General features: G+C 55.4%; 20 protein-coding genes and 1 tRNA gene. 17 read left to right on the top strand and 4 right to left on the bottom strand.

All coding sequences use genetic code 11. The features are described 5' to 3' along the window. The first annotated feature begins 243 nt into the window (after positions 1 to 243). The 5 genes from CTT34_RS13930 (at position 244) to CTT34_RS13910 (ending at position 6,053) form a co-directional block, all read left to right on the top strand. Complete coding sequence (locus CTT34_RS13930; RefSeq protein WP_159342957.1) at positions 244 to 1,179, top strand: ABC transporter substrate-binding protein; 936 nt, start codon at positions 244 to 246, stop codon at positions 1,177 to 1,179. Between the two features lie 77 nt (positions 1,180 to 1,256). Further along, positions 1,257 to 2,225 (top strand): FecCD family ABC transporter permease, encoded by a 969-nt coding sequence (locus CTT34_RS13925; protein ID WP_159343807.1) that lies wholly within the window; start codon positions 1,257 to 1,259, stop codon positions 2,223 to 2,225. 26 nt (positions 2,226 to 2,251) lie between these two features. Further along, complete coding sequence (locus tag CTT34_RS13920; RefSeq protein WP_159342956.1) at positions 2,252 to 3,382, top strand: FecCD family ABC transporter permease; 1,131 nt, start codon at positions 2,252 to 2,254, stop codon at positions 3,380 to 3,382. Next, on the top strand, positions 3,379 to 4,179 hold the full coding sequence (locus CTT34_RS13915; protein ID WP_159342955.1) for an ABC transporter ATP-binding protein: 801 nt from the start codon (positions 3,379 to 3,381) through the stop codon (positions 4,177 to 4,179). Before CTT34_RS13920 ends, CTT34_RS13915 begins: the two co-directional genes overlap by 4 nt. A gap of 98 nt (positions 4,180 to 4,277) precedes the next feature. Continuing rightward, positions 4,278 to 6,053 carry an ABC transporter ATP-binding protein gene (locus tag CTT34_RS13910; RefSeq protein ID WP_159343806.1) on the top strand — a complete coding sequence of 592 codons (1,776 nt, stop codon included), beginning with the start codon at positions 4,278 to 4,280 and terminating at the stop codon, positions 6,051 to 6,053. Positions 6,054 to 6,079: 26 nt separating this feature from the next. Here CTT34_RS13910 and CTT34_RS13905 read toward each other — a convergent pair whose 3' ends face one another. Then, positions 6,080 to 6,655 (bottom strand): hypothetical protein, encoded by a 576-nt coding sequence (locus CTT34_RS13905; protein WP_159342954.1) that lies wholly within the window; start codon positions 6,653 to 6,655, stop codon positions 6,080 to 6,082. Positions 6,656 to 6,794: 139 nt separating this feature from the next. Between CTT34_RS13905 and CTT34_RS13900 the strand changes: the two genes are divergently transcribed. Continuing rightward, positions 6,795 to 6,871, top strand: a tRNA-Ile gene (locus CTT34_RS13900). Between the two features lie 39 nt (positions 6,872 to 6,910). Here the strand turns inward: CTT34_RS13900 and CTT34_RS13895 are convergent. Continuing rightward, entirely contained in the window at positions 6,911 to 7,909 is a 999-nt protein-coding gene (locus CTT34_RS13895) for a tyrosine-type recombinase/integrase (RefSeq protein WP_254436390.1), read from the bottom strand. A gap of 442 nt (positions 7,910 to 8,351) precedes the next feature. On the opposite strand from CTT34_RS13895, the gene CTT34_RS13885 reads away from it, so the two are divergent. Further along, complete coding sequence (locus CTT34_RS13885) at positions 8,352 to 9,431, top strand: hypothetical protein (RefSeq protein WP_159342951.1); 1,080 nt, start codon at positions 8,352 to 8,354, stop codon at positions 9,429 to 9,431. A gap of 47 nt (positions 9,432 to 9,478) precedes the next feature. Here the strand turns inward: CTT34_RS13885 and CTT34_RS13880 are convergent, their stop codons facing one another. Together CTT34_RS13880 and CTT34_RS13875 are read right to left on the bottom strand one after the other, a co-directional pair. Further along, complete coding sequence (locus tag CTT34_RS13880) at positions 9,479 to 10,933, bottom strand: YfjI family protein (RefSeq protein ID WP_089676082.1); 1,455 nt, start codon at positions 10,931 to 10,933, stop codon at positions 9,479 to 9,481. A gap of 479 nt (positions 10,934 to 11,412) precedes the next feature. Then, positions 11,413 to 12,099, bottom strand: coding sequence for a YagK/YfjJ domain-containing protein (locus tag CTT34_RS13875; RefSeq protein WP_089676081.1), 687 nt, complete (start codon positions 12,097 to 12,099; stop codon positions 11,413 to 11,415). 659 nt (positions 12,100 to 12,758) lie between these two features. Here CTT34_RS13875 and CTT34_RS13870 point away from each other — a divergent pair. From CTT34_RS13870 to ptuB, 10 genes are all read left to right on the top strand, one after another. Further along, the gene (locus CTT34_RS13870; protein WP_159342950.1) at positions 12,759 to 13,097 is read left to right on the top strand and encodes a hypothetical protein; all 339 of its coding nucleotides are present in this window, start codon (positions 12,759 to 12,761) and stop codon (positions 13,095 to 13,097) included. A 97-nt stretch (positions 13,098 to 13,194) separates the two neighbouring features. Then, positions 13,195 to 14,163, top strand: coding sequence for a DUF932 domain-containing protein (locus tag CTT34_RS13865; RefSeq protein WP_159342949.1), 969 nt, complete (start codon positions 13,195 to 13,197; stop codon positions 14,161 to 14,163). A 124-nt stretch (positions 14,164 to 14,287) separates the two neighbouring features. Further along, positions 14,288 to 14,482, top strand: a complete 195-nt coding sequence (locus CTT34_RS13860) for a hypothetical protein (RefSeq protein ID WP_159342948.1) — start codon at positions 14,288 to 14,290, stop codon at positions 14,480 to 14,482. Positions 14,483 to 14,544: 62 nt separating this feature from the next. Next, positions 14,545 to 15,336 carry an ERF family protein gene (locus CTT34_RS13855; protein ID WP_159342947.1) on the top strand — a complete coding sequence of 264 codons (792 nt, stop codon included), beginning with the start codon at positions 14,545 to 14,547 and terminating at the stop codon, positions 15,334 to 15,336. Between the two features lie 44 nt (positions 15,337 to 15,380). Further along, on the top strand, positions 15,381 to 15,992 hold the full coding sequence (locus tag CTT34_RS13850) for a lambda exonuclease family protein (RefSeq protein ID WP_159342946.1): 612 nt from the start codon (positions 15,381 to 15,383) through the stop codon (positions 15,990 to 15,992). A gap of 90 nt (positions 15,993 to 16,082) precedes the next feature. Further along, positions 16,083 to 16,580 carry a RadC family protein gene (radC, locus tag CTT34_RS13845; protein ID WP_159342945.1) on the top strand — a complete coding sequence of 166 codons (498 nt, stop codon included), beginning with the start codon at positions 16,083 to 16,085 and terminating at the stop codon, positions 16,578 to 16,580. 60 nt (positions 16,581 to 16,640) lie between these two features. Further along, positions 16,641 to 17,054: a lysozyme inhibitor LprI family protein gene (locus CTT34_RS13840; RefSeq protein WP_159342943.1), complete on the top strand. Its 414-nt coding sequence runs from the start codon at positions 16,641 to 16,643 to the stop codon at positions 17,052 to 17,054. Positions 17,055 to 17,270: 216 nt separating this feature from the next. After that, complete coding sequence (locus CTT34_RS13835) at positions 17,271 to 20,822, top strand: helicase-related protein (RefSeq protein ID WP_159342942.1); 3,552 nt, start codon at positions 17,271 to 17,273, stop codon at positions 20,820 to 20,822. Further along, complete coding sequence (locus CTT34_RS13830; protein WP_159342941.1) at positions 20,819 to 22,252, top strand: AAA family ATPase; 1,434 nt, start codon at positions 20,819 to 20,821, stop codon at positions 22,250 to 22,252. Before CTT34_RS13835 ends, CTT34_RS13830 begins: the two co-directional genes overlap by 4 nt. Positions 22,253 to 22,254: 2 nt before the next feature. Then, on the top strand, positions 22,255 to 22,899 hold the full coding sequence (ptuB, locus tag CTT34_RS13825; protein WP_159342939.1) for a retron Ec78 anti-phage system effector HNH endonuclease PtuB: 645 nt from the start codon (positions 22,255 to 22,257) through the stop codon (positions 22,897 to 22,899). Positions 22,900 to 22,908: the final 9 nt, after the last annotated feature.

The raw sequence follows: 22,908 nt of genomic DNA, 5'->3' as shown, positions 1-22,908 counted from the left end.
CTAAGAAGAAAAGTTCCCACTTGCGAGATGGTTTTATCGAACATGGCGTTGCTATTAATGGAACGATTGCCGACAGAGAGACGTTGATCTGCCCGTAGGATTTGAAGCCGACGTGTGCCGTTCCACCCAGCGTTGCGGGACATGCAACGGGAGATTCGTTGGAATATGGGTGCAAGTGCTTTTGAGAATCGTTATTATCAGCGGCGAGAATCATTTAGGCATAGCGTTTTACCGGAGAGTCATATGCGACACACGTTACTGCAGCGCGGGTTAATAGGGATATTGATGGGCGGCTTGCTGTCGGGTACTGCTCAAGCGCGCACCTTGGAGACCGCCTACGGCGACGTGGAGGTTGCTGACAACCCTGTGCGTGTCGTCACACTGTATGAGGGCGCGTTGGATGCCGCGCTGGCGGCAGGCGTGACCCCGGTAGGGGCGGTCACCACCCGTGGCGGCGACAACGTGGCGCAATATGTGACCGACTACCTCAGTGCGAATGAGTTAAAACACCCTGAGATTGTGGGCGTCGTGCGGGAAATTAATATTGAAGCAGTGCTAGCCCAGCAGCCGGACCTGATTCTAGCCGCGGCCCAACTGCCGGAGGAGCAGTACCAACTGCTATCGCAAATTGCTCCCACCGTGGTGCCCCACACGCAACCACTGGCGGCCGATAACTGGGAAGCCGAAGCGCGCCTATTCGGCCAGGCTTTGAACCAGGAAGAGGCCATTGACGAAGCGATCAGCGCCGTCGATCAGCGGGTCGATGCTATGTCAGACGCAGTAGCTGAAGCCGACGTGGGCAGCAACGCCTATCTGGTGCGCTGGATGCCCGGCGGCCCCATGGTGATGTCGGAAAACCTGATTGCCACCGGCCTGTTAGAGCGCGTCGGCCTGGATGTGCAAGGCGGCGAGCTGATCGGTGAACGGGGCGTGCATAGCGATGTATTGAGCCTAGAAAACCTTTCCCAGGTAGACGGCGACTGGCTGTTTTTGGCCACGCTAAATGATGACGGCCAAGCCGCCCTAGATAGCGCCAAACAGAGCGCTGCCTTCAACCGCTTGAACGTGGTACAGAACGAACGAGTGGTGTTGGTCAACGGCCAGCTCTGGAGCAGCGCCAACGGCCCGCTGGCGGCCCAGGCGATTCTGGATGACATCGAGAATGCCTTATTGCCGTGAACGAGGCTGCCGTGAGCTCTTTTGCTAACTCTGTTGCGAACAACGTGAGCGGCAGGCGCTGCTCACCTCGTACCTGGATGATCCTTCTGCTCACCGCCCTAGTGGCGGTGAGCGTCGTTAGTTTGTTGATAGGCGCAGGCAGTGTTGGCCCCCGCCAAGTGCTGGGGCTGCTAAGCGGTAGAGAACACGCGGAAGCGCGTTTTATCGTCTGGGAGCTGCGCGCGCCCCGCACGCTAATTGGCATTGTAGTTGGCGTGGCGCTAGGCGTGGCCGGGGCGCTGCTGCAAGCGGTTTCCCGCAACCCGCTGGCCGAGCCGGGCTTGTTAGGCGTGAGCGCAGGCGCTGCGTTTGCCGTTTCCCTGGCGCTGGTATTAGGGGCCAGCGCGGCCACTTTGCGCATTCCCGTGGCCCAGTTAGGCGCGCTGATCGGCTGCGTATGCGTACTCAGCGTGGCGCGGCTGCGCGGTGTGGGGAGCGACCCTGTGCGCTTAGTGTTAGCGGGGGCCGCGTTTTCGGGGCTGCTTGGCTCGCTCAGCGCACTGATGCTGCTCTACGACCAGCGTGCCGCCGATGAGATTCGCTTTTGGGTGGTGGGCAGCTTGGCGGGTAGGCGGCTAGACGATTTATGGGCCGTGCTGCCAAGCCTATTGGTAGCAGGAGTGGGCGTTGTATTGATTGCCCGGCCGCTGGCCGCGCTGGCGCTGGGGGAGCGGGCCGCCAGCGGTTTAGGGCACCGCCCTGGGCTGATTCGCTGGCTGGCGGTGGGCTGTGTGGCGCTATTAGTCGGCGCGGCCACCGCCATTGCCGGGCCGATTGCGTTTGTGGGGCTGGTAGTGCCTTTTGTAGCGCGGGCCATCGCCGGGCCGGATATTCGCCGCACGCTCTGGTTCTGCCTACCCGTCGGCCCGCTGATCGTACTCACCGCCGATATTATCTCCCGTGTCGTCGTCGCCCCCTCCGAGCTGCCCTTGGGCGTACTCACCGCGCTATGCGGCGCGCCGGTGCTGATTGCGGTGGTGCGGGCCAAGCGCCTGCCGATGCTCTAACGCACTCTCTTTGGTTATCTGATGCTATGAAAATGACGGCAAAACAGTCGATGAGCGGTGTGGCACTGCCCCATACATCCACCGCTTATCGAGAAGAGTCGAGCGCACAAAAGGTCGCTGCCCCGCAGGGCTACTGGCGCGCTGCGCTGCCCCGTTATGGGGTGAGCGTGCTGCTGGAAAAGCGCGCCGTGGCGGTGAATATCGGGTTGAGTGCCGCACTGATGGCCGCCTGCGTGCTCTATTTAAGCCTGGGCAGCGTGACGCTTTCCCCGAATACGGTGGTGGCTTCCTTGCTGGGGCAAGGCGATAGAATGACCGCGTTTATGGTGCAGCAGCTGCGCCTGCCGCGCCTGATCGCTGCCTGTTTCACTGGGGCTGCCTTTGCGCTGGCCGGGGTATTAATGCAAACCCTGGCCCGTAACCGTTTGGCGACCCCCGGCATTATCGGCATCGATAACGGTGCCACCGCCTTTGCGGTGGCCTCGATTGTTGGGTTAGGCGTAGGGATTGCCCCGCCTGCCATGGCACTGGCGGGGGCGACCACCGCCGCCGTGCTCACCTTTGGCCTAGCGGCGGGCAGCGGCACCCAGGGCTATCGCTTTATTGTGGCGGGCATTGGCGTGGGCGCGGTTTTTGGCGCGGTTACACAGCTTATGTTGGCGCGGGTAGCGATTGATACCGCCAACGCCGCCTACCCCTGGACCGTTGGTTCCCTCAATGCCCGCCCGGCAAGCGCGGTACAGCTATTGGGTATTGGCTTAGCGCTGGGGCTGGTGGCCGCGCTGGCGCTGGCCCGCTCGCTCACGCTGCTGCGCTTTAAGGATGCCATCGCCAGTGGCTTGGGCACCGCGGTGAAAGCGCGGCGGCTGCAGGTGCTGTTACTTTCAGTGGTGCTCACTGCGCTGGCCGTTGCCGTGGCAGGGCCGGTGGGCTTGGTGGCGCTGATTGGCCCTGAAATCGCCCGCTCACTCTCCAGCGCCCGCCATGTGCCGATTTTAGCCGCCACGCTGGCGGGAGCGCTGGTGATGGTGCTGGCCGATGTAGCGGGCCGCACGCTGTTTGCCCCCATCGAAATCCCCGTGGGGATTGTCACCGCCGTGGTGGGTGGCCCCTGGCTACTCTGGATATTAATGCGCCCGCAACGGAGCCGCCCATGACCTCATTACCCACGCTTTCCACCGATGCGCTCAGCATGAGCTACGGCCAGCGCCAAGTGATTCACGAGCTCGGCGTTAGCCTGCCCAGCGGGCAAGTAACCGCCATTGTTGGCCCCAACGGCTGTGGTAAATCCACGCTGCTCTCTGGGCTGGCCCGCTTGCACAAACCCGACAGCGGTGCCGTGCTGCTCAACGGGCACGACATCGCCCAGATGCCCGCCCGACAACTTGCCACCAAGCTGGCGCTACTGCCCCAAGAGGCGGTCGCTCCGGAAGGGCTAACCGTCACCGAACTGATTCGCTTTGGTCGCCAGCCCCACCAGGGCTGGCTGCGCCAGTGGTCAGCGGAAGATCAGCAGGTGGTGCACTACGCCCTGGCCGCTGCCGGGCTTGAGGCGCTTGCCGACCGGCCTTTGGAAGCGCTTTCCGGCGGCCAGCGCCAGCGCGCCTGGATCGCCATGACCATTGCTCAGCAAACGCCGCTTTTACTACTCGATGAGCCCACCTCCGCGTTAGACTTAGGCCACCAAATCGAAGTATTCGAGCTGGTGCGCGATCTGGCCTGCCACGGCCGCACCGTGGTGATGGTGTTGCACGACCTAGCCAGCGCCTGCCGTTATGCCGACCACCTGATTGCCATGCGCGACGGGCAGATCGTTGCCCAGGGCGCGCCCGCTGAGGTGGTGACGCCCGCGCTGGTGCGGGAGCTGTATCAGGTGGAGTGCACGCTGCTGCTTGACCCTGATACCGGCAGCCCCTTGCTTGCCAACGTGCGCCGAGCGACGCAACCCGTTTAAAGGCGATTTACGCAGATAACAACGTAAAAGGAATTGATGTGGCTTCTTCCCCGACCCGCGCTGACAAAGCGTCCGTCAATCAAAGCTTTCACGCCTTAATGCGCCTGCTGCGCTACGCCAAAGGCTATCGGCGGCAGATTATCACCGCCACGATTTGCTCGATTATCAACAAGCTATTCGATATCGCCCCGGAAATCCTGATTGGCGTGGCGATCGACGTGGTGGTGAACCAGGAAAGCAGCTTCGTGGCGCGGCTGGGGTTTGAATCGCCTCAAGAGCAGATCACCATTTTGGCGGTGCTCACCTTCTTTATTTGGGCGGGGGAGTCGCTGTTTGAGTACCTGTTCCAGATTCTCTGGCGCAACCTGGCCCAGCGGCTGCAAGCGGATATGCGCCAAGACACCTATGAGCACGCCCAGCGCCTCGACATGGCGTTTTTCGAATCGAAAAGCTCCGGCCAGCTGGTGGCCACCATGAACGATGACGTCAACCAGCTAGAGCGCTTTCTGGATGGCGGTGCTAACGCGCTGATTCAAGTAGTGGTTACGGTGGTGGCCGTAGGCGCGGTGTTCTTCGTGCTTTCTCCGCTGATCGCGCTGCTAGCGTTTACGCCCATTCCGCTGATCATTTGGGGCGCGTTTTTCTTCCAGCGCAAAGCCGGGCCGCTGTACAGCGACGTGCGCGAAAAAGTAGGCGACCTTGCTAGCCGTCTCTCCAACAACCTCAGCGGCATCGCCACGATTAAAAGCTTCACCAGCGAAGCGCGGGAAGCAGAGCGGCTGCGGGAGGCCAGCGAAGCTTATGTAGACGCCAACCGCCGCGCGATTAAAGTCAGTTCTGCGTTTATTCCGGTCATCCGCATGGCGATTTTGGCGGGCTTTCTCGCCACCTTTACCGTCGGCGGCATGATGGCACTGAACGGCAGCCTCAACGTGGGCGCGTATGGCGTGCTGGTGTTTCTGACCCAGCGCCTGCTGTGGCCGCTCACCGGCCTTGCCCAAGTGATTGACCTGTTCGAGCGCGCCATGGCCAGCACCAAACGGATTCTGGATTTGCTCGAAGTACCGATTGCCGTGAAGGACGACAGCACCACGCCTTTAACTGCCCCGGTAAAAGGCGACGTGCGTTTTGAGGCGGTGAGTTTTCAATATGAAGCCAGTCAAGTAGGCGTGAACGGCGTGGACTTACACGTGCCCGCTGGCAATACGCTGGCGCTGGTGGGGGCCACTGGCTCCGGTAAATCGACGCTGATCAAACTGCTGCTGCGCTTTTACGACCCCGCCAGTGGCCGTGTGCTGGTAGATGGCCAACCCATCACAGACGTAAGTATGCACTCACTTCGTCAAGCGATTGGCCTAGTGAGCCAGGATGTGTACCTGTTTGAAGGCAGCATTCGCGACAACATCGCCTACGGCCAGCCGGATGCCGACGATGCTGCGATTATCGACGCCGCCAAAACCGCCGAAGCCTGGAGCTTTATCGAAACGCTGCCCCAAGGGCTGGATACGCCAGTGGGCGAGCGGGGCGTGCGCCTTTCCGGCGGCCAACGCCAGCGGCTTTCACTGGCGCGGGCGCTGTTAAAAGACCCGCCGATTCTGGTGCTGGATGAAGCCACCAGTGCGGTGGATAACGAAACCGAAGCGGCCATTCAGCGCTCGCTAAAACGCATCGCCCACGGCCGTACGGTGATTATGATTGCCCACCGGCTTTCCACCATTGTGCACGCCGACGAGATTGTGGTGATCGAGAAAGGCCAAGTGGCCGAGCGCGGCACCCACGCCAGCCTGTTAGCGGCGGACGGCCATTATGCCGCCCAGTGGCGGGTACAAACCGGGGCCGCCCAGGCAGGCGATGTAGAAGCGCTCAGCCACTAGGCGCTCATCAGTGGCTAAGCCAAACGTTAGCGGTTTACCAGCAGCGCATTTAGCGTGACGGGCACATGCTCATCAATCTGCTGGTAGCCCAACATCGACAGCACGGTGCGTACCGTGCTGTTGGCCATCAGCGCATTGCCATCCAGCGCCATGGGTTCGGCGTGGGTCACGCGCACCTCGTTCAACCCTTCGCGGGTAAAGCGCAGCGGCACCGCCTCTTCTTGGTTAATCAGATCGGTTTGCACCCGGAAGGTGAGGGTTTCCACCATCGATTCGCCAATATCCAAGCCGTCTAACCGCTCCGGCGGCATTTGCGCCACCAGCGTCACCAGCGTGGTGTTCGCCAGCAAGCCCACCCATGGCGGCAGCTCCCCAAAGCGTTTGAGCAGGTCGGTTTGGCTCAAGCGCAGCGGCAGGCGCAGCGTGCCATCGGCAGCAATATCGCCCTGCAAATTATTCACCTGATGGTGATGGGTTTGCGGGGCTTCGCCATCCAGTTGGGTAATCGACGCCTGCACCTGAGACTGGCCAGGATCAAGCTGCCAATCCGCCTGCACCGGCAGCGCCAACAGCAGCGGGAAAAGAGCCATCAAAGCTTTCAAAGCGATTCTCCATAGAAGCATTCACCACCAGACCCCAGCGCTGGCAATTAGTGCCGAAAAAATGCCGATCACGCCGTAAGATAGCGCCCTAAGGGGGTAGCCTCGCCCACACACATTCGCTATTATGTGCACGCTTTTCGGGCCTATAGCTCAGTTGGTTAGAGCAGGGGACTCATAATCCCTTGGTCGTAGGTTCAAGTCCTACTGGGCCCACCAATGAAATCAAGTGGTTACAGAGATTAGAGCTTGTTTCTGTCAGTGCTTGGTTGCCATTTGGTTGCTAATGCGCGGCAATCTGGCAACCACACTATCCCATCTTGTTGGATCAGCATGGGCATATCGGCTTGTTACAGTCAGCGATGAATGTCCCAGCAAATCCCTGATACTCGTTAGTGACTCTCCTTTGCTAGCTAGTAATGAGGCATAGCAATGTCGCATATCGTGAAAACGGATATCTGGACGACCGATTGCTTCCCTAGCCCTTTCAAATGCTCCCCTAACTCTATCCCCCGTTGTATCAAACGGTAAGCTTTCAAGCAGCGGTATCGCTTCTTCGGAAAGCGGGATGACCCTCGGTTTGCCGTTTTTCGTTTGGTGTGGTTTGAGGACAATCCGGCCGTTGTAAACATTCCTCGGTTCCAGTGCCATCAGCTCACCGCGCCGCATGCCTGTTAGCATGGCTAACAAAATTACTTTCCGTTCGACCTGATACCGCTCGGGTACGGCTTCCAGCAGCTCAGCAAGTTCCAGTTCAGAGAGATAAACGTGGCGCTCGTTTTTAGGCGAGGGCTTACGTAGCTTTCCGTCGAGTGGCAAGTCGATCCAATCCCATTCGCGATACGATAGCGAGAGCACTCGCTTGACGGCCTGTATGCGGTTGTTGATGGTCGACTGTGCCAATCCCTTTTCTTTCAGAGCCTTCTGCATTCTACGCGCCGCGTCTAGCAGTTCCTGGCCGATGATGACGCCTGGAGCATGCTCATCCATCCACCTAGCGACCAATAGGATGTGCTGCTTCTGAGAACGAACGTCATATTCGCTGACCATTCGCTGCAGTCCCTCTGAAAAGGTGTATTTGGGCTTGCGGCCCATGACCCCATTGAATTCATCTTCTTGGCGTTGAGCCTCTGCCTTTAATGCGTATTGCCTCGCTTCTCCTTCTGTTTGAAAAGTTCGCTGAGTACGCTGGCCGTTGATCCTGGCGCGGACGATCCACGTGCCTCGATCTTTCCTTTGTGAGACGGTGTATCCCATTTTCGATCCTCCTTACGCTGAGGACCGCGCCTGCAGTTCCTAGCGTACTCCTCAACCTCTTGCTGATCAAAGCGCACAGCGCTCCCAAATTGAACGAATCCGATGTCTTGCTTGTGCTCGTATACCCAGCTCAGGCTCATACCCAACTGCTCTGCTACCTGCTCTGGTTTTATTAGCGATCTGGCCATAAGTATCCTCGCCACTGAAGAAGTTGACGAAAATATGATTGCGAAAAGTCTTGGCTTTTTCATACTGTCTGCTAAGCGACTGTTTTTTTAGATAAGCAGCTGCATTGACTTTTTCAGTGATTTATGAGTTTTGAGTCACTTGAGAAACTGCTCTGAATCGATTAGGTGGATGCGTCTAAGGCTGAATAAAGAGTTTTCTAGTTCGCATTGATTTTTGGTCTGCTTAAACTTTGGTAATGATTAGGTGGTGTTTTATGCGTGGGGATGAGATGGGGCCAAATATGGTGGGTGATGAGAAGCCTGAGGAAGAGACATTGCGCCCTGAGTCGATCGGGGATATGTTTTGGGTTTTCCAGGAGTTAAGTGCTTGTGCGCAGAAAGTTGTTAATCAGACTTTCAAGCGTTTAAGCATTTCAGATGAAAATAAGCGAAAAGAATACTTGTCAAAGCTTGAAGGAAGTATCTTTGATATTCGTTTTAAGGATCGTAAGTTATATCAATCTGTCGAGTTTAATCAGTATGAAGTTGAAGATGTTGAGTTCCGAAAGCTCTGTGCTGACCAAGCGATTCGATATGCTGTTGCAGTATTGGAGGAATTCAATAGAAATGTAAAAACCTCGCTAGTATACCCTGAGGCACCCTTTTTTAAACAATCAGCTGAGTCCTTTCAGCTCATGATAAACTGGTTGGTTGAAGCGCAGCGGCACTTGGCCGCATTAGATGTTTTGGAAAATGTTAGAAAGAAAATTTATACCATTCGAGCGGCCAAAGGTGGGCACTCACTGCCTCAACCTGCTTCAGGAGAAGATCAGCGAAAACTTTTAAAAACTATGATAACAGGGTTGATGTGCTCAGATCTAGAGGCGTCAAGCCGAATTAAGCGAAATGCTACAGCAGTAGCAGATAAGTGGGCAGAAGAGATTTACGAGATTAATAAGAAAATTCCTATTTTTAGCTGGGGCGGTGGGCTTGATAAGTTTCGAGGAGAAGTTCTAAATGTATTAATAAAGAAACGTAGTAAGAGTGAAGGTGTCAGCGAGAGGCACATGCGTGTAAGTTTGAGACTTCAAGCCCTTTTAGATAAGGGTAGAAACTCCAATAGTGAGAATAGTAGCTGTGAAGATGCGGATTTGATCCACGAGCGAGGCCATCGAGAAGGGGTTCGGTCCACTTTAATATATTTATTAGAGCAACATTTCAGCGAATTGCCAGATGAAGGACGTAAACGAGTAAACTCGATTTCTGATATTCACGACCTTCTGGCCTGCATTGATCGGTTGCCCGAGGCGTCGTCTTGGCAAACCGTGCTGCAGGTGCCTGAAGAAGACAAATGACGTAATTAGTACTTGCCGCCCAGCTGGGCGGCAATGAACCACGAGTGTCAGTAAATGCTCGGGTTCTGCGGACCCAGCCAAGGAGCGATGTCGATGTGGCGGGTTCGGTTGAGAGTAAAAACAGCCACTTGCTGATGGTTAAGCAGCACATCAAGCGCTGCTTTGAGCCGCTTCTTATCACGCAACGGGCGTGGACCGCGTTGACGCACTTCGTTGTACCGAATAATACGCCAGCCGAATTGCCTCAGCTCATTGAACCACTCGTTTAGCCGCTGAGCATCTTGCTCCTCTTGGGGAGGTGGCATGAAAACCTGCATGAAGTGGCCAGAGTAATAGAGGCTGATATCCATTGCCATCAACACTGTCTCTTGTGTGATACCCCCGTCATACTCCTCGAGCAAGTGGATCAATGCCGCGACGCGAGCCACGTTTTCCGCCAGCTTCGAGCCATGGTCGGGACACGCTTCAAAGCACCCCCCCGGGCGCATCTGTTGCTCGATCTCATTGGCCATCTGTATCCAGCAGGCTGCACCTTCTGGCGTAAATTCAAGTACCTCTCTTGGTGTGTCTGGTTCGTTTGTCAGGATCAGGTTCTCGCGCATCAGAGTGGTCAGGCGTACTTCAGCTTGTTCCCAAGCATCCCATGTCGAGGAGGACTGTTGCGAGTGGAGCCGTTGACCGCGAGTCGGTAGCGGTGCACAGACGAGAAAGCGAGCGAGCATGCCGGAGTCTCTTGCCTGTCGACCCTGTGCTTCTATGTAATTGTCCAGGATGCCGGGCTGCACCATTAGTAGCAGCATTAGGCGGACATCATCTAAGGCAATATCTTCTTTAGTAGCCCTGGTGATGATTGTGCTACCACCGCTCCATAGGGAGTTAATATGGCTGCGTGCCCGATTCATAGGGCCCTTGAAGAATAGCTCCGCTTCGTCTGTCGCCAACGCGGCGCTTGGCACCCTCTTATCTAGTCCTGAAAAGAGTGCTTCTGGTGAGGTGTCGTCGTACAGTAACCGGAACTCACGTGGTAATTGGGGCCGGCGTTGATGCAGCTCTTGCAGCAATTGTCGTTCACGCTCCGCTGTACCGCCTTTGGTCCGTTTGCGATAGATTGATTGAGTCAGCACCTTCTCCTCGGTTCGCCACTCCTCTAGCTCCCCTTGATAGGTATCCAGCTGTTTGCGCCACTCCTTGCGCTGCCTGCGCTGTTCTTCTTGAATGGGGTGTAGCACTTTGTCGAAGAGCGGAGATTTACCTTCGCCGGAGCCAGCAACTCCTAGCACGTTGATAGAGGTTGGTTTGATCGCACCAAAGGGCATCCTCAAATCGTAGCGACCCTGAGCCACTATACTGACCCCTGCTAACAGGGTCAGAGTGGTGAGATCTTGTGACACCTGGCAATTCTGACTGAGCTCATTGCTGGATCGCCACAATAGAGTTGATGCGACGCGTTGGGGATTGAAACTGCCCGGGGCAGGCAGTATCGGGTAAAAGAGATAGCTCATTGTCACTCTCCTAATTCGTGTGGTTGGGCTCCATCGAGCCTGTTTCGGTGTCAGTGAAGAGAGTGAGGCTTGTTGAAAGGGGTGAAACTAGCGCTGCTTACAAGCTAGACGGCTGGATAGGCAGAGGGGTTGACAAAACAATTAAAATAATGACGAGGTTTTTGAATGTTTAAAGGTAAACAGTCAATCTAGCCGGTCATTTTGGCTACGGATAGCCAAAATGACCGGCTTTTACACTGGCAGTAGGAGCTATGCCTCATACCGATGAGCACCTACAGGGTGTGGGTGGTTAAAATTTATATTCTATTTCTTTATATACTAAGTTGATAATGGATGGTTTATGGGAGGTTTCTAGCTTGCCGCGCTACATGCCAATGAGTAAAGACGTTGCTTTAATCAGTCGATACGGGGGGGATGGAATTACGTTCTGAGCTTGGAACAACTTAGAGATAATCCAAATATGGGGTCCAATTAAAGACTTACCGGCTACTGCCTTGGTGACAGCGGATTCTTTGGGCGATGGGCTTGGAGTAGGCTTTGCTCAGATAGGAGGCTGCGTAGAAAACCTGTGCAAAAGTTTCCGCGTCATTTCGGTGCATGCGATACACATAGGGCTGCTTTGTCAGCTTGTCCGTGGCGACATGGAGTAGTCCAGCCATGTCGTAAATCGGCCAGTTGATGGCCCAGCTCCAAGCCCTAACGCAACGGTGGTAGAGATTGCCCTGCTCGTATTTACCACTGGAGGAGGGGGAGAAGCACCCCAGTGAACAAAAGGCATCATAGTTAAGCAATAACTGCATATGGTAGTGAGGCTTGTCGCTAGTGTCCTGCTCTCGGGCCCACAGGTAGCGGATTTCGGTGTGATACTTGGTGCCTGCCGCTTCAAGCTCCTTCCGCAAGGCATAGAAAAACCGGTTAAGGCACGCGTTGTCAGCGTGGATCGGCCCAACTGGCATTGCTTGGGGGAAGCGCAGGTCGAGGCGAAACGCCAAGGTTCGGTTCTGCTCGTAGGTAGTGTGCTGTAGTACCCGCAGAGTGGTCTCCAGATAGTTCTCAATCTGAGGGCCCTGTAGACGTTGCTGAACTGGTAGCCCTTGGTACCAGCTATCGTAATAGAGGCGTAGCTTCGTATTGTGAGGGTGGCGTTTTGGTTTATTCGTGAACATGAGAGTCTCTTAGGTGTAGTTCATGACACACGCATACACGGCACTCTCCGCATTTAAGCAGTGGCTTTGAGTGATAGTCATGGGGTGAAGATGTATCTGTCGTCACGGGCCCTGCATAGGGTGGCCTTGTGCGAATAAGGAGGTGCAGCGTTGTAAGTGCTGGTCAGTAGCGAATTTGTCTGTGCATCGCCTCTTAAAAAGGCGATCTTCTGAGGTGGCCTTATTGTCATAGCGTTATTCGCCATCACGTTGCTGTCGGTGTGATCCTTCCTGTTGATACTGCGTTAACAGGACTTCTCTGGTCTCTTTTTATGGGATGGTCGGAGGCTTCGAAAGGCCTCCTCCCTAGTAGCCCTATTTCTAAATCTCCTCCGTACCTTTATTACTATTAGTTATTAATTTGCTACTGCATATTACTATTACCGTCATTATTCCTATTCTTATGGTGGCGTCGGCACCATTCGAGGCACGATGTTCAGTGATGGATGTGATGAGGGACTATCCCTGAAGATGAAAAAAATAATTCCATTTAATCAATGAGATAATAAGAAATCTGTCAGGCTCACAGTATCAGTCACGCCAGTAAAAAATATTCAGACCTATATCACTCCTATGCATCCACCCCACTGGAACCTTTTCCGCTGCATAGGAGCTTCAATATGTCCCCACCCTGTAAGCGTTGTGCATCAACACGCCTGCTGAACCTGGAGACTGCCCAACGCGTGAGCGTAGTAGGCAGCACATTAATTGGCGGTGCTATTGGCGCATGGCGCGCGACGGCCATCACCAGCCCACTGCCGCTAACTGTGACTCGCTTTCCATTGGCAAAACTGCATGCCGCCATGATGGGGGCCGTGGCCGGTGGCCAAACCGGCTCACGTATGGCCACCTCACTGTTTGAACAGTGGCTGCCAGTTGGCAGCGGGACACCGTGGTTATGCTTGTCTTGCGGCTGCCCTTACCGTGACGCCTATCCGCCTTTAGCACCTAACGCTTAACCCATCGTTGTTCGCCCTGTGAGGGGCGAATGATCTGCTTACTCAATTTCTCGCGCTGGCTTTTGTCAGCGCTTTTTTTATGTCTGGAGAATGACTCATGGCACATCTCGTTGAACACATGGCTTACGTAGGCGATACCCCCTGGCATGGCCTGGGGCAGCAACTGTCTCGTCATCAACCGCTGGAGGTCTGGCAGCAACAGGCCGGTATGAACTGGCATATCGAAGAAGCACCAGTGCGTTTTATTGCCGAAGGGGCTAGCCACCTGGGCAGCATTCACTCGTTCCCTGAGCAAAAAGTGCTCTACCGCTCAGATACCAAAGCACCGCTATCGGTGGTGTCTCAGCGCTATAAGGTGGTACAGCCTGAAGAGATCCTGGAGTTCTATCGCGACCTGACCGAATACGCCGGGTATGAGCTAGAAACCGCTGGCGTGCTGAAAGGCGGACGTAAGTTTTGGGCGCTAGCCCGTAGCGGCTTAAGCACGTCGCTCAAAGGCCAGGATGAGGTCAATGACTACCTGCTATTGGCCACTTCCTGCGATGGCACCCTTGCCACCATGGCCACGCCTACCACGGTGCGGGTGGTGTGCAATAACACGCTGCAAATTGCCGTCGATGGTACGTCACAAGCGGTGAAGGTGCCCCATCGTTCAGAGTTTGATCCGCGTGCCGTGAAGCGTCAGCTTGGCATTTCGGTGTCGCAATGGAATGACTTCATGTACCGGATGAAAACCCTAGCAGAGCGTAAAATCACTCGGCAGGAAGCGCAGCAGTATCTTCAGTCGGTGATTTGCGGAGCTGAGAAGCCGCTTGACGATCCCTCTAAACTGCCCAACTACCGAGCGCTGAATAAGGTGCAGAAGCTCTACCACGGCGAAGGTCGGGGGTCTCACTTGGTGACCGCCAAAGACACGGCCTGGGGCTTGCTGAACGCCGTGACCGAGTACGTCGATCACGACAAGCGGGCACGCAGTAACGATACCCGTATGGACTCAGCCTGGTTTGGTCAGGGGGCACAGCTCAAACAAGAGGCTTTGGATGCCGCCCTACAGCTGGTGTCGTAGCCATCCATACCCCCATCCCCACAAGCGATTCACCTAATGATCATCCTCACCCTCACGGCATAGACGCCCAGCCCCTGAAAAGGCTGGGCGTTTTGCTGTGGGGCTTATACCGCGAGGTACCCGCATGAGCTTTGTTTCTGACGCCATCGAGATGGCGCTCACTCGACTAACCAAACAACTGCTAGAGCACGACGCCCACAACGCAACGTCGCTGGTGTGCGCCCAGGGCGAGTTCTATCGCGCGGAGATACGCCTGGAGCGTATCGATCCCGCAGACATTGCGCGTCACTTACCCGACGTTCCTGCGCCCGTTAAATGACACACCCCATGAACAGGGCTGACTAGCCCGCATTTCCCTCTTCACGTAAAAGGAGGTGCCCCATGGCACAGCGTACTCATGTAGTAAATGCGTCTTCCCAAAAAGGCCCAGTACCTTCCATTCAAGCAGACGCCAACGCTCAGCACTCCCCAAACTCAGCGGCGCTAGAAGCGCATCCGACGGCTGATAGTACAGCCATTATCCAAGTGATCGAGCGCGCGGCGCTTAACCCGGATGTCGATATCGACAAGATGGAGCGCCTGCTGCAAATGCAGGAGCGCGTGATGGACCGCCAGGCCATGATGGCCTACAGCGCTGCTATGGCAGCGATGCAGACCGAGTTGCCCAGCATTGAAGAGCGTGGCCAAACCAATAACGGCTGCTATGCCACGCTGGAAGACATTGTCGATACCGTGAGGCCCATCCTGCAAAAACACGGCTTCGCAGTGAGCTTCCGTATTCAGACACAGGAACGCGGCATTCAAGTGACGGGCGTGCTGATGCACAAGGACGGCCACCGGGAAGAGACCAGCATGCTGCTGCCTGCAGACATGAGCGGTAACAAAAACGCGGTCCAGGCCTTTGGTTCGTCCACCAGCTACGGCAAGCGCTACGTACTGTGCGCCTTGCTCAACATCACCACACGCGGGCAAGACGATAATGGTCAGACCAGCACACGAGCAGCTGTAAAGAGGGTTACGGCCTTTCAAGCGGGGCAGATTCAGCGTTTGATCAGCCAATGCCCAGCCACTACCCAAGAGTGGTTCAGCGGCAAATACGGCGTTGCGGTTCAGGTGCCTCAGGCAGATTTCGACAAGCTCCGCGCATCCCTCACCAAGCGAGCCGTGAAATAGCAATCGCGTCTCAGCCCGATCTCTCATCGCCTACAGGAGGCGTTATGAAGATACTCACCATGCCACAAGGGTCGCCCGAGTGGCTGGCGGCGCGTCTTGGGCGCGTCACCATGTCAGAACTCAAGGCGCTGCTGGTGAATGGTAAAGGCCCCGGTGGGTTAGGGACTGGAGCCATTACCTACATGCATCAGTTGATCGGCGAGCGCATGACCGGTGAGCTGGCCGAGCCGTTTCAAGGCAATGCCCACACCAAGCGGGGGCAGGAGCTAGAGAGCGTCGCCCGCTCGCTGTATCGCGATATGACCGGCGCACCGAAGCCTAAAGAAGTGGGCCTGATCCTCAACCACAACGTAGGCTACTCACCGGATAGCTTGATTGGCAAAAACGGCCTGTTGGAGATCAAGACCAAGCTGCCCAAGTTCCAGATTGAGGTGCTGCTCAGTGGGGAAATACCCGACGAACACGTGCCCCAATGCCAGGGTGGGCTCTGGGTCAGTGAACGGGAGTGGATCGACTTTGTGAGCTACTGGCCGGGTATGCCGCTGTTTGTGAAGCGTGCTTACCGAGACGAGGCTCTGATCCGCACAATTGCCGAGCGTGTTGATGCCTTTCATGAAGAGATGGAGCGGCGTATCAGCCAAGTGATGGCGGCGTGACTTGCCCACTGAACCACAATACACATCCACTATTAACGACATAGATGCCGGGGCCACCACCCCGGCATCTTTATTTTTTTGGAGGTCATCATGCCCCATAGCAAACTCAAAGCCGGTGAAGTGGCGGGCACCTACTTAGTCACATCACCGGTCACGGAAAAAGACATCATTACCATGGCCAAGCGCTTCGCACGCCGCAAGCTCGCCAAAGGCCGCAAGATTACTCAGCCTTCGCAAGCGTTTGAGCACCTACAGCTTTTGATTCAGGACTATGAGCACGAGGTGTTCAGCGTGCTGTTCCTCGATAGCCAACATCGTGTCATCCGCTTTGAAGAGCTTTTTCGCGGCACGATTGATTCAGCCAGCGTGTACCCACGAGAGGTACTAAAAGCGGCAATCGCTTACAACGCCGCCGCTGTCATTCTGGTGCATAACCACCCCAGCGGTGATCCTGAGCCTAGCGATGCGGATCGGCGTATTACTGAACGCCTCAAAGAAGCGCTTGGCTTGATGGATATACGGGTGATTGATCATGTGGTAGTGGGAAGCGATGGGTGCAAATCACTTGCTGAGATGGGATATATCTAAGAATGATGAGACTATGGTGCTACCCATTCACTTTATATTGATCATGAAGCGGAGCAGTAAATGAAGAGTCAGACAGCTATCAAGGCGGCGTTGATTGTTGGGGCATGTGTTACTGCATTAGTGTCGTTGCCTGTTGCCGCAGAAACAGCGCATTCAGACCAGTACTATGCGTGCTTAGGCAATATTGATGATAGTGCTTTTAGAAACTCTCAGCTAGATAACTGCGTAGAAGGCGAGCTTGAAAGGCAGGATGTGGTGCTTAATCGCGAGTACCAACAGCTACGTGGAAGCTTTTCGCAAGATCAGCAGTCAGCACTGCTTGCTGGTCAGCGAGCGTGGCTCAATTTTCGAGAGAGCTGGTGCCAGCTTGAAGGCGTGACAGATTACGCCCCAGGTGGTGAATTAAATTATAAGCTTTGTATGATGAGCCAAACCGCTAAGCAGATTGATCTGATTGTGTCGCTGCAACCTTGATGTGCCCCATAAAGCCGCCTCATTTGGCGGCTTGTTTGTCACAGTATTTTTTTTGATTTTTGTAGGCAATTAAGTGAGCAGCGGCTGAGTTTCTGTGGGAGCGCTGAAGAAATGCAGCGTATCAGTTAGTATTAGCCCAGTAGGGGCAATACTCCAGCTGGCCCAGATCGACGATAAATGAAGAAACGGCAAAAGCCGACTTGCGGAGGGAGCTGCATGCTGAAGCTGGAAGAGATCAAACAGGATGCTCAGGTTCGCGGCATCAAGCCTGATGAGGTGGTACGAGTTGTAGCCGTGGTGCCGGTGGGCGCCGATGCGCTGACCATCTACTTCAAGGATAGCCAGGGCGCGGTTCATGAGCAGATGCTGTTTCGTGACAACGAGCCCAACCTCTCGCTAGCCCAGGCTGGGCGTCCTTGGGCCTTTGACGCCCCCGGCGCTGACTTCAAGCTGGGCCTAGAGGCCTACCGCATCAGCCAGGCGGCGCTGTTCGATCCCATGATGGCAGTTCATACCTCTAACGTGGAGCCGCTCCCTCACCAAATATCTGCTGTCTACGAGGCTATGCTACCTCGTCAGCCGCTACGTTTTGTACTGGCTGATGATCCCGGTGCTGGTAAAACCATCATGGCGGGCCTGTTGATTCGCGAGCTGCTGATGCGTGCCGATGCTAAGCGCATCCTCATCGTGTCGCCCGGCGGGCTGACCGACCAATGGCAGGATGAGCTGCTAGAGAAATTTGGCGTGCAGTTCGAAATCTTTAGCCGCGAGAAACAGGAGCAGTGCGCTTCTGGTAACTATTTCGATGAGCAAAACCAACTGATCTGCCGCTTGGACCAGCTCTCGCGCAACGAGCTTTATCAACAGAAGCTCGCCAATACGGAGTGGGATCTGATAATTGTCGATGAGGCCCACAAGCTATCGGCCAACTACTTCGGCAATAAGATCAACAAGACCAAGCGCTTCCAACTCGGTGAGCTGCTAGGCTCGATTACCCGCCACTTTTTGTTGATGACGGCCACCCCGCATAATGGCAAGGAAGAAGACTTCCAGATTTGGCTATCGCTGATTGATAGCGACCGCTTCTACGGCAAGTTCCGCGAAGGTGCCCACAAGGTCGATGTTTCCGACATGATGCAGCGTAGGGTTAAGGAAGAGCTGCTCAAGTTCGATGGCACCCCACTTTTCCCTGAGCGCCGCGCCTACACCGCTAATTACGACCTCTCCGACTCAGAGGCTTCGCTCTACGAGCAAGTGACCGACTACGTTCGCAACGAAATGAACCGAGCCGATGCGCTCTCTGGTAAACGAAAGGGCACTGTAGGTTTCGCACTAACTCAGCTGCAGCGGCGGTTGGCGTCCAGCCCAGAGGCGATTTACCAGTCTCTCAAGCGGCGCCGTCGCAAGTTGGAAGACCGCCTTAATGAGATGAAGCTCATGGCTCGTGGTCAGGCTATTCATGAAGGGAAAGTCGCCTCCACCCTGGGCACTTATGCGGTACAGAAGCAGATTGAACTGCCAGATAATTTAGACGAGCTAGATGAAGAACTGAGCGCCGAGGAGTACGAGCTCTACGCCGAACAGGTAGTGGATCAGGCCACCGCCGCGGAGACTGTGCCCGAATTGGAGGCTGAGATACTGATTCTTCAGGACTTAGAGGAGCAGGCCTCGCAGCTGGTCGCATCTGGTAACGACCGCAAGTGGGAAGAGCTTTCGCACCTGCTACAAGACAGCCCTGAGATGTACACGTCCGGCGGCAGTCGCCGAAAGCTGATCATCTTCACCGAGCATAAAGATACGCTCAACTATCTGGTTGATCGCATCCGCAGCCTGTTGGGCTGCCCTGAGGCGGTGATCACCATCCATGGCGGCACTAACCGTGATGAGCGCCGTAAAGCCCAAGAGCAGTTCCGCAACGACCCGGATGTGCTGGTATTAGTGGCCACCGATGCCGCCGGTGAGGGCGTTAACCTACAGAATGCCAACTTGATGGCGAATTATGATTTGCCTTGGAACCCTAATCGCTTGGAACAGCGCTTCGGGCGAATTCACCGCATCGGCCAGACTGAGGTCTGCCACCTATGGAACCTGGTGGCTAATGAGACGCGTGAAGGTGCCGTATTTCAGAAGCTTTTCGACAAGCTCGAGGTGGAGAAGAGCGCGCTTGGTGGCAAGGTCTTCGATATTCTTGGTGAGGCGTTTGAGAATACTTCGCTGAAAGACCTGTTAGTAGAAGCCATTCGCTATGGCGAGTCCGACGAAGTGAAGTCGCGGTTAGAGCAGGTGATTGAAGGTGCGTTGGATACCGACCACTTGCGCGAGATCATTCGCCGGAATGCCCTGGTCGAACAGCATATGGGCCTGGAAGAGCTCTACGCGGTGAAGGAGGAGATGGAGAAGGCCGAAGCACGCAAGCTGCAGCCCTACTTTATCCGCGCTTTTTTCACTGAAGCATTTCAAGGGCTGCGAGGCGAAATGCGCCCAAGAGAGCAAGGGCGCTATGAAGTACGCCACGTTCCCGCCGCCATACGTGAGCGGGATCGCATCGTTGGAGAAAGTAGAACGCCAGTGCTGAGAAAATATGAGCGTATCTGCTTTGAGAAAGAGCATGTACGCCTGCCTGGCAAGCCCATGGCTGATTTGATTCACCCCATGCACCCGCTAATGCATGCCACGACCGATTTGGTGCTGCAGGCCCACAGGGCCAAGCTAAAGCAGGGCGCCGTGCTGGTAGACCCCAACGACGACAGCACTGAGCCTAAAGTGCTGTTCATGGTCGATCACTCGGTGCGTGAAGTTGAGAAACAGATCAACGGCTCGCCCAGGGTGGTTTCACGCCGCCTACAGTTCGTGGAAATCGACGAGCAGGGCAGAGCGACTCATGCGGGCTGGGCGCCGCATTTGGACATGCAGCCCATCGATGATCATGAACTCAACCTGGTGCAGGATGTGCTCAAAGCGCCATGGGTCACTGGCGACCTAGAGGCCCTGGCGCTCAATCACGCTGTGCAGGCGCTAGTGCCAGAGCACTTCCGCGAGGTGAAGGGGCGCCGCGAACGCCACGCCGACAAGGTGCTCAATGCCGTCAACGAGCGGTTGGTCAAGGAGATCAATTACTGGTCTGACCGTTACATCAAGCTCACCGACGATATGAAGGCCGGAAAGCAGCCGCGCATGCAGCCAGAGATGGCGCGCAGGCGGGTGGATGAACTGACCGAGCGGCTCAACCAGCGCCGCAGCGAGCTCGATGCCATGAAGCAGGTGGTCTCCAGCACGCCGGTGGTGATCGGCGGCGCCCTGGTGATTCCTCAGGGCTTGCTGGCCCAGCGCCAAGGCGAAACTCAGTTCAGCGTCGATGCCCAGGCTCGCGCCCGCATCGAACAGCTCGCCATGCAAGCGGTAATGGACGCCGAGCGCGCCATGGGCAACCAAGTGTTTGATGTTTCCGGTCAGAAGTGCGGCTGGGATGTGACCGCCCGCCCTCCAGCCAATACGGATGGCTCGATCCTGCCGGATCGCCATATTGAGGTGAAGGGGCGTGCAAAAGGGCAGAGCACCATTACTGTCTCTCGTAACGAAATTATCTATGGCCTTAACCAAGCCGACAAATTTTGGCTGGCTATCGTCATCGTGGAGGGCGATAGCGTAGAAGGGCCTTATTACGTGCAGAAGCCCTTTACAAGTGAACCTGACTTTGGCGTGGCCAGTATCAACTATGACCTGGAGGAGCTGCTTTCTAAAGCAGCGCCAGTGGGTGTCTTCGAATGAAACTCTCCAAGCTACGTATCAAGAATTTTCGCTGCTTCACCGACCTTGAGTTGGAACTCAACGAACAATTGACGGTTCTTGTTGCAGAGAACGGCCAGGGTAAGTCAGCACTGCTGGATGCCATTCGTATTGGTCTCTGGCCATTTGTTAGTAGTTTTGATCTTGCTCGGCCAGCTTTTAATCCGCCGGGCAATGCTATCGCTATTAGTGATGTTCGCTTGGTTCGTTTACCAAATGGAGATATGGCTAGGCAGCTACCCACCGAAGTGGCGCTCACTGGTGATTTCGGTATGGGAAGCTCTGATACCTGGGTACGCTATCGTGATAGTGAAGCCAAGGCGACCAAGACCAAAGACGATGGCGATACCAGTAAGATGAAAAACTGGAGCTCTGCCGTTCAAGCTCAGATTAGGAGCCCCGACAAACCTACGCTGGACCTGCCAGTTTTTGGTTACTACGGTACAGGAAGGCTCTGGGCGCAAAAGCGTCTGATTGAAAAGCCAAAAGGGAAAGATGATACGCAGGATCCTGATTTCTATATTCGAACCTTTGGCTATGTGAACTGCCTTGACCCAGCTTCTTCTTACAAGCACTTCAAAGAGTGGTTTATCTGGGCCTATGAGAGCCTGCGAGAGCAGCAGATCAACAAGATGGAGGGGCGTTCCAACGACGAGGAGCTGAGCGCAGCTCAGGGCCGCATCCGTGTGGTTCAGCAGGCGATCGATACCTTTTTAAAGCCCATCACCGGGTGGCATACGCTGGAATACAGCATCAGCCGCGAGAAATCGCTGATTCTGCATCATGAGGATCAAGGCACTCTCGATGTCGAACAGCTCAGCGACGGCATTCGCAGCGTATTGGCCATGGTGGGGGACATTGCTTACCGCTGCATCAAACTTAACCCACACATGGGCGTCAATGCCGCACGGGAAACGATAGGCGTGGTAATGATTGATGAAGTGGATATGCACCTGCACCCACGCTGGCAGCAGGTGGTGCTGCAGCAGCTGCAAGAGGCTTTTCCACAAGTGCAATTCACCGTCACTACGCACAGCCCTCAGGTGCTTAGTACCATTCCGGCTGAATGCATTCGAATCCTGGCGTCGGAGTGGGATGAGGAACGTGACCAGCAACGCATCTTGGTTCATCCAGTGACTCGTCAGACTCAAGGGGTTGCAAGCTCAGATTTGCTGGCAGAGATCATGGGTACCGACCCATTACCGAATATCGAGATTGTCCGCCAACTAAGCCACTACATGGCGCTGATTCAGCAAGGTTTGGAGTCCCACGATAAGGCAATCCAGTTACGCTCGCTGTTGGAAGCGCACTATGGAAAGCATCATCCACATATTCTGGAGTGCGATCGGTTAATCAGGTTGCAGGCGCTTAAACGGCGCAAGCCTGCTCGGCGTGACAAAGAGGGCCGCTAGGGATGCACTTTCTCACCCGTGGCCACGCGCCTGGTTGCCTAAAAAACTACCAGCATGGCCGAGATAACTGGCGCGACCTGAACAACAACGACCGCGCTGAGCTCTGGTTGGCACTTGAAGCCATGCAGGGAAACCGCTGTGCCTACTGTGAGGCAGAGATTCAGCAAGGTCGGCGTCATGTAGAACATTTTGTTCAGAAAGGTCGAGACCCGCGCGTGACGTTTCAGTGGGACAATCTCTTTGGCTCGTGTGACCGTAAAGAGACCTGCGGTAAGCACAAGGATCATGACGCAGGGGATTACCATGCGGCTGACCTACTAAAACCTGATATTGATGATCCTGATGATTTTTTTGTATTTGTTCCTGACGGAACGATTTATCCACGGCAATGGCTCAATGCTGAGCAACAGTGCAGGGCAGAAGAAACCCTGCGGGTGTTTAACCTGGATGCTGAGCACGGTGCTTTGCGCCGAATGCGAAAGGCCGCTAAGGCTGGTTACATAGACACTGCTGAAGAACTTTGGTCGTTAGTTGACGAATTTTCTGATGAAGAGTGGCAAGCGCTGCTCGATGAAGAGCTTGATGCTATTGAACACCTCCCGTTTGTTACTGCCATTCGGCACACGTTGTGCCGGGTGAGCGGATAAGGAATACCG

Source organism: Halomonas meridiana, from assembly GCF_009846525.1.
In the GTDB taxonomy this organism is placed as follows: domain Bacteria; phylum Pseudomonadota; class Gammaproteobacteria; order Pseudomonadales; family Halomonadaceae; genus Vreelandella.
Note: the sequence above shows the minus strand (reverse complement) of the source record. Positions and strands in the feature narration are given on the sequence as shown.

What these genes read in the sequence shown, in the direction of transcription:
- CTT34_RS13930 (WP_159342957.1), top strand. Translation starts at nt 244, where the DNA reads ATGCGACACACGTTACTGCAGCGCGGGTTAATAGGGATATTGATGGGC.
- CTT34_RS13925 (WP_159343807.1), top strand. Translation starts at nt 1,257, where the DNA reads ATGATCCTTCTGCTCACCGCCCTAGTGGCGGTGAGCGTCGTTAGTTTG.
- CTT34_RS13920 (WP_159342956.1), top strand. Translation starts at nt 2,252, where the DNA reads ATGAAAATGACGGCAAAACAGTCGATGAGCGGTGTGGCACTGCCCCAT.
- CTT34_RS13915 (WP_159342955.1), top strand. Translation starts at nt 3,379, where the DNA reads ATGACCTCATTACCCACGCTTTCCACCGATGCGCTCAGCATGAGCTAC.
- CTT34_RS13910 (WP_159343806.1), top strand. Translation starts at nt 4,278, where the DNA reads ATGCGCCTGCTGCGCTACGCCAAAGGCTATCGGCGGCAGATTATCACC.
- CTT34_RS13895 (WP_254436390.1), bottom strand. Translation starts at nt 7,909, where the DNA reads ATGGGATACACCGTCTCACAAAGGAAAGATCGAGGCACGTGGATCGTC.
- CTT34_RS13885 (WP_159342951.1), top strand. Translation starts at nt 8,352, where the DNA reads ATGCGTGGGGATGAGATGGGGCCAAATATGGTGGGTGATGAGAAGCCT.
- CTT34_RS13880 (WP_089676082.1), bottom strand. Translation starts at nt 10,933, where the DNA reads ATGAGCTATCTCTTTTACCCGATACTGCCTGCCCCGGGCAGTTTCAAT.
- CTT34_RS13875 (WP_089676081.1), bottom strand. Translation starts at nt 12,099, where the DNA reads ATGTTCACGAATAAACCAAAACGCCACCCTCACAATACGAAGCTACGC.
- CTT34_RS13870 (WP_159342950.1), top strand. Translation starts at nt 12,759, where the DNA reads ATGTCCCCACCCTGTAAGCGTTGTGCATCAACACGCCTGCTGAACCTG.
- CTT34_RS13865 (WP_159342949.1), top strand. Translation starts at nt 13,195, where the DNA reads ATGGCACATCTCGTTGAACACATGGCTTACGTAGGCGATACCCCCTGG.
- CTT34_RS13860 (WP_159342948.1), top strand. Translation starts at nt 14,288, where the DNA reads ATGAGCTTTGTTTCTGACGCCATCGAGATGGCGCTCACTCGACTAACC.
- CTT34_RS13855 (WP_159342947.1), top strand. Translation starts at nt 14,545, where the DNA reads ATGGCACAGCGTACTCATGTAGTAAATGCGTCTTCCCAAAAAGGCCCA.
- CTT34_RS13850 (WP_159342946.1), top strand. Translation starts at nt 15,381, where the DNA reads ATGAAGATACTCACCATGCCACAAGGGTCGCCCGAGTGGCTGGCGGCG.
- radC (WP_159342945.1), top strand. Translation starts at nt 16,083, where the DNA reads ATGCCCCATAGCAAACTCAAAGCCGGTGAAGTGGCGGGCACCTACTTA.
- CTT34_RS13840 (WP_159342943.1), top strand. Translation starts at nt 16,641, where the DNA reads ATGAAGAGTCAGACAGCTATCAAGGCGGCGTTGATTGTTGGGGCATGT.
- CTT34_RS13835 (WP_159342942.1), top strand. Translation starts at nt 17,271, where the DNA reads ATGCTGAAGCTGGAAGAGATCAAACAGGATGCTCAGGTTCGCGGCATC.
- CTT34_RS13830 (WP_159342941.1), top strand. Translation starts at nt 20,819, where the DNA reads ATGAAACTCTCCAAGCTACGTATCAAGAATTTTCGCTGCTTCACCGAC.
- ptuB (WP_159342939.1), top strand. Translation starts at nt 22,255, where the DNA reads ATGCACTTTCTCACCCGTGGCCACGCGCCTGGTTGCCTAAAAAACTAC.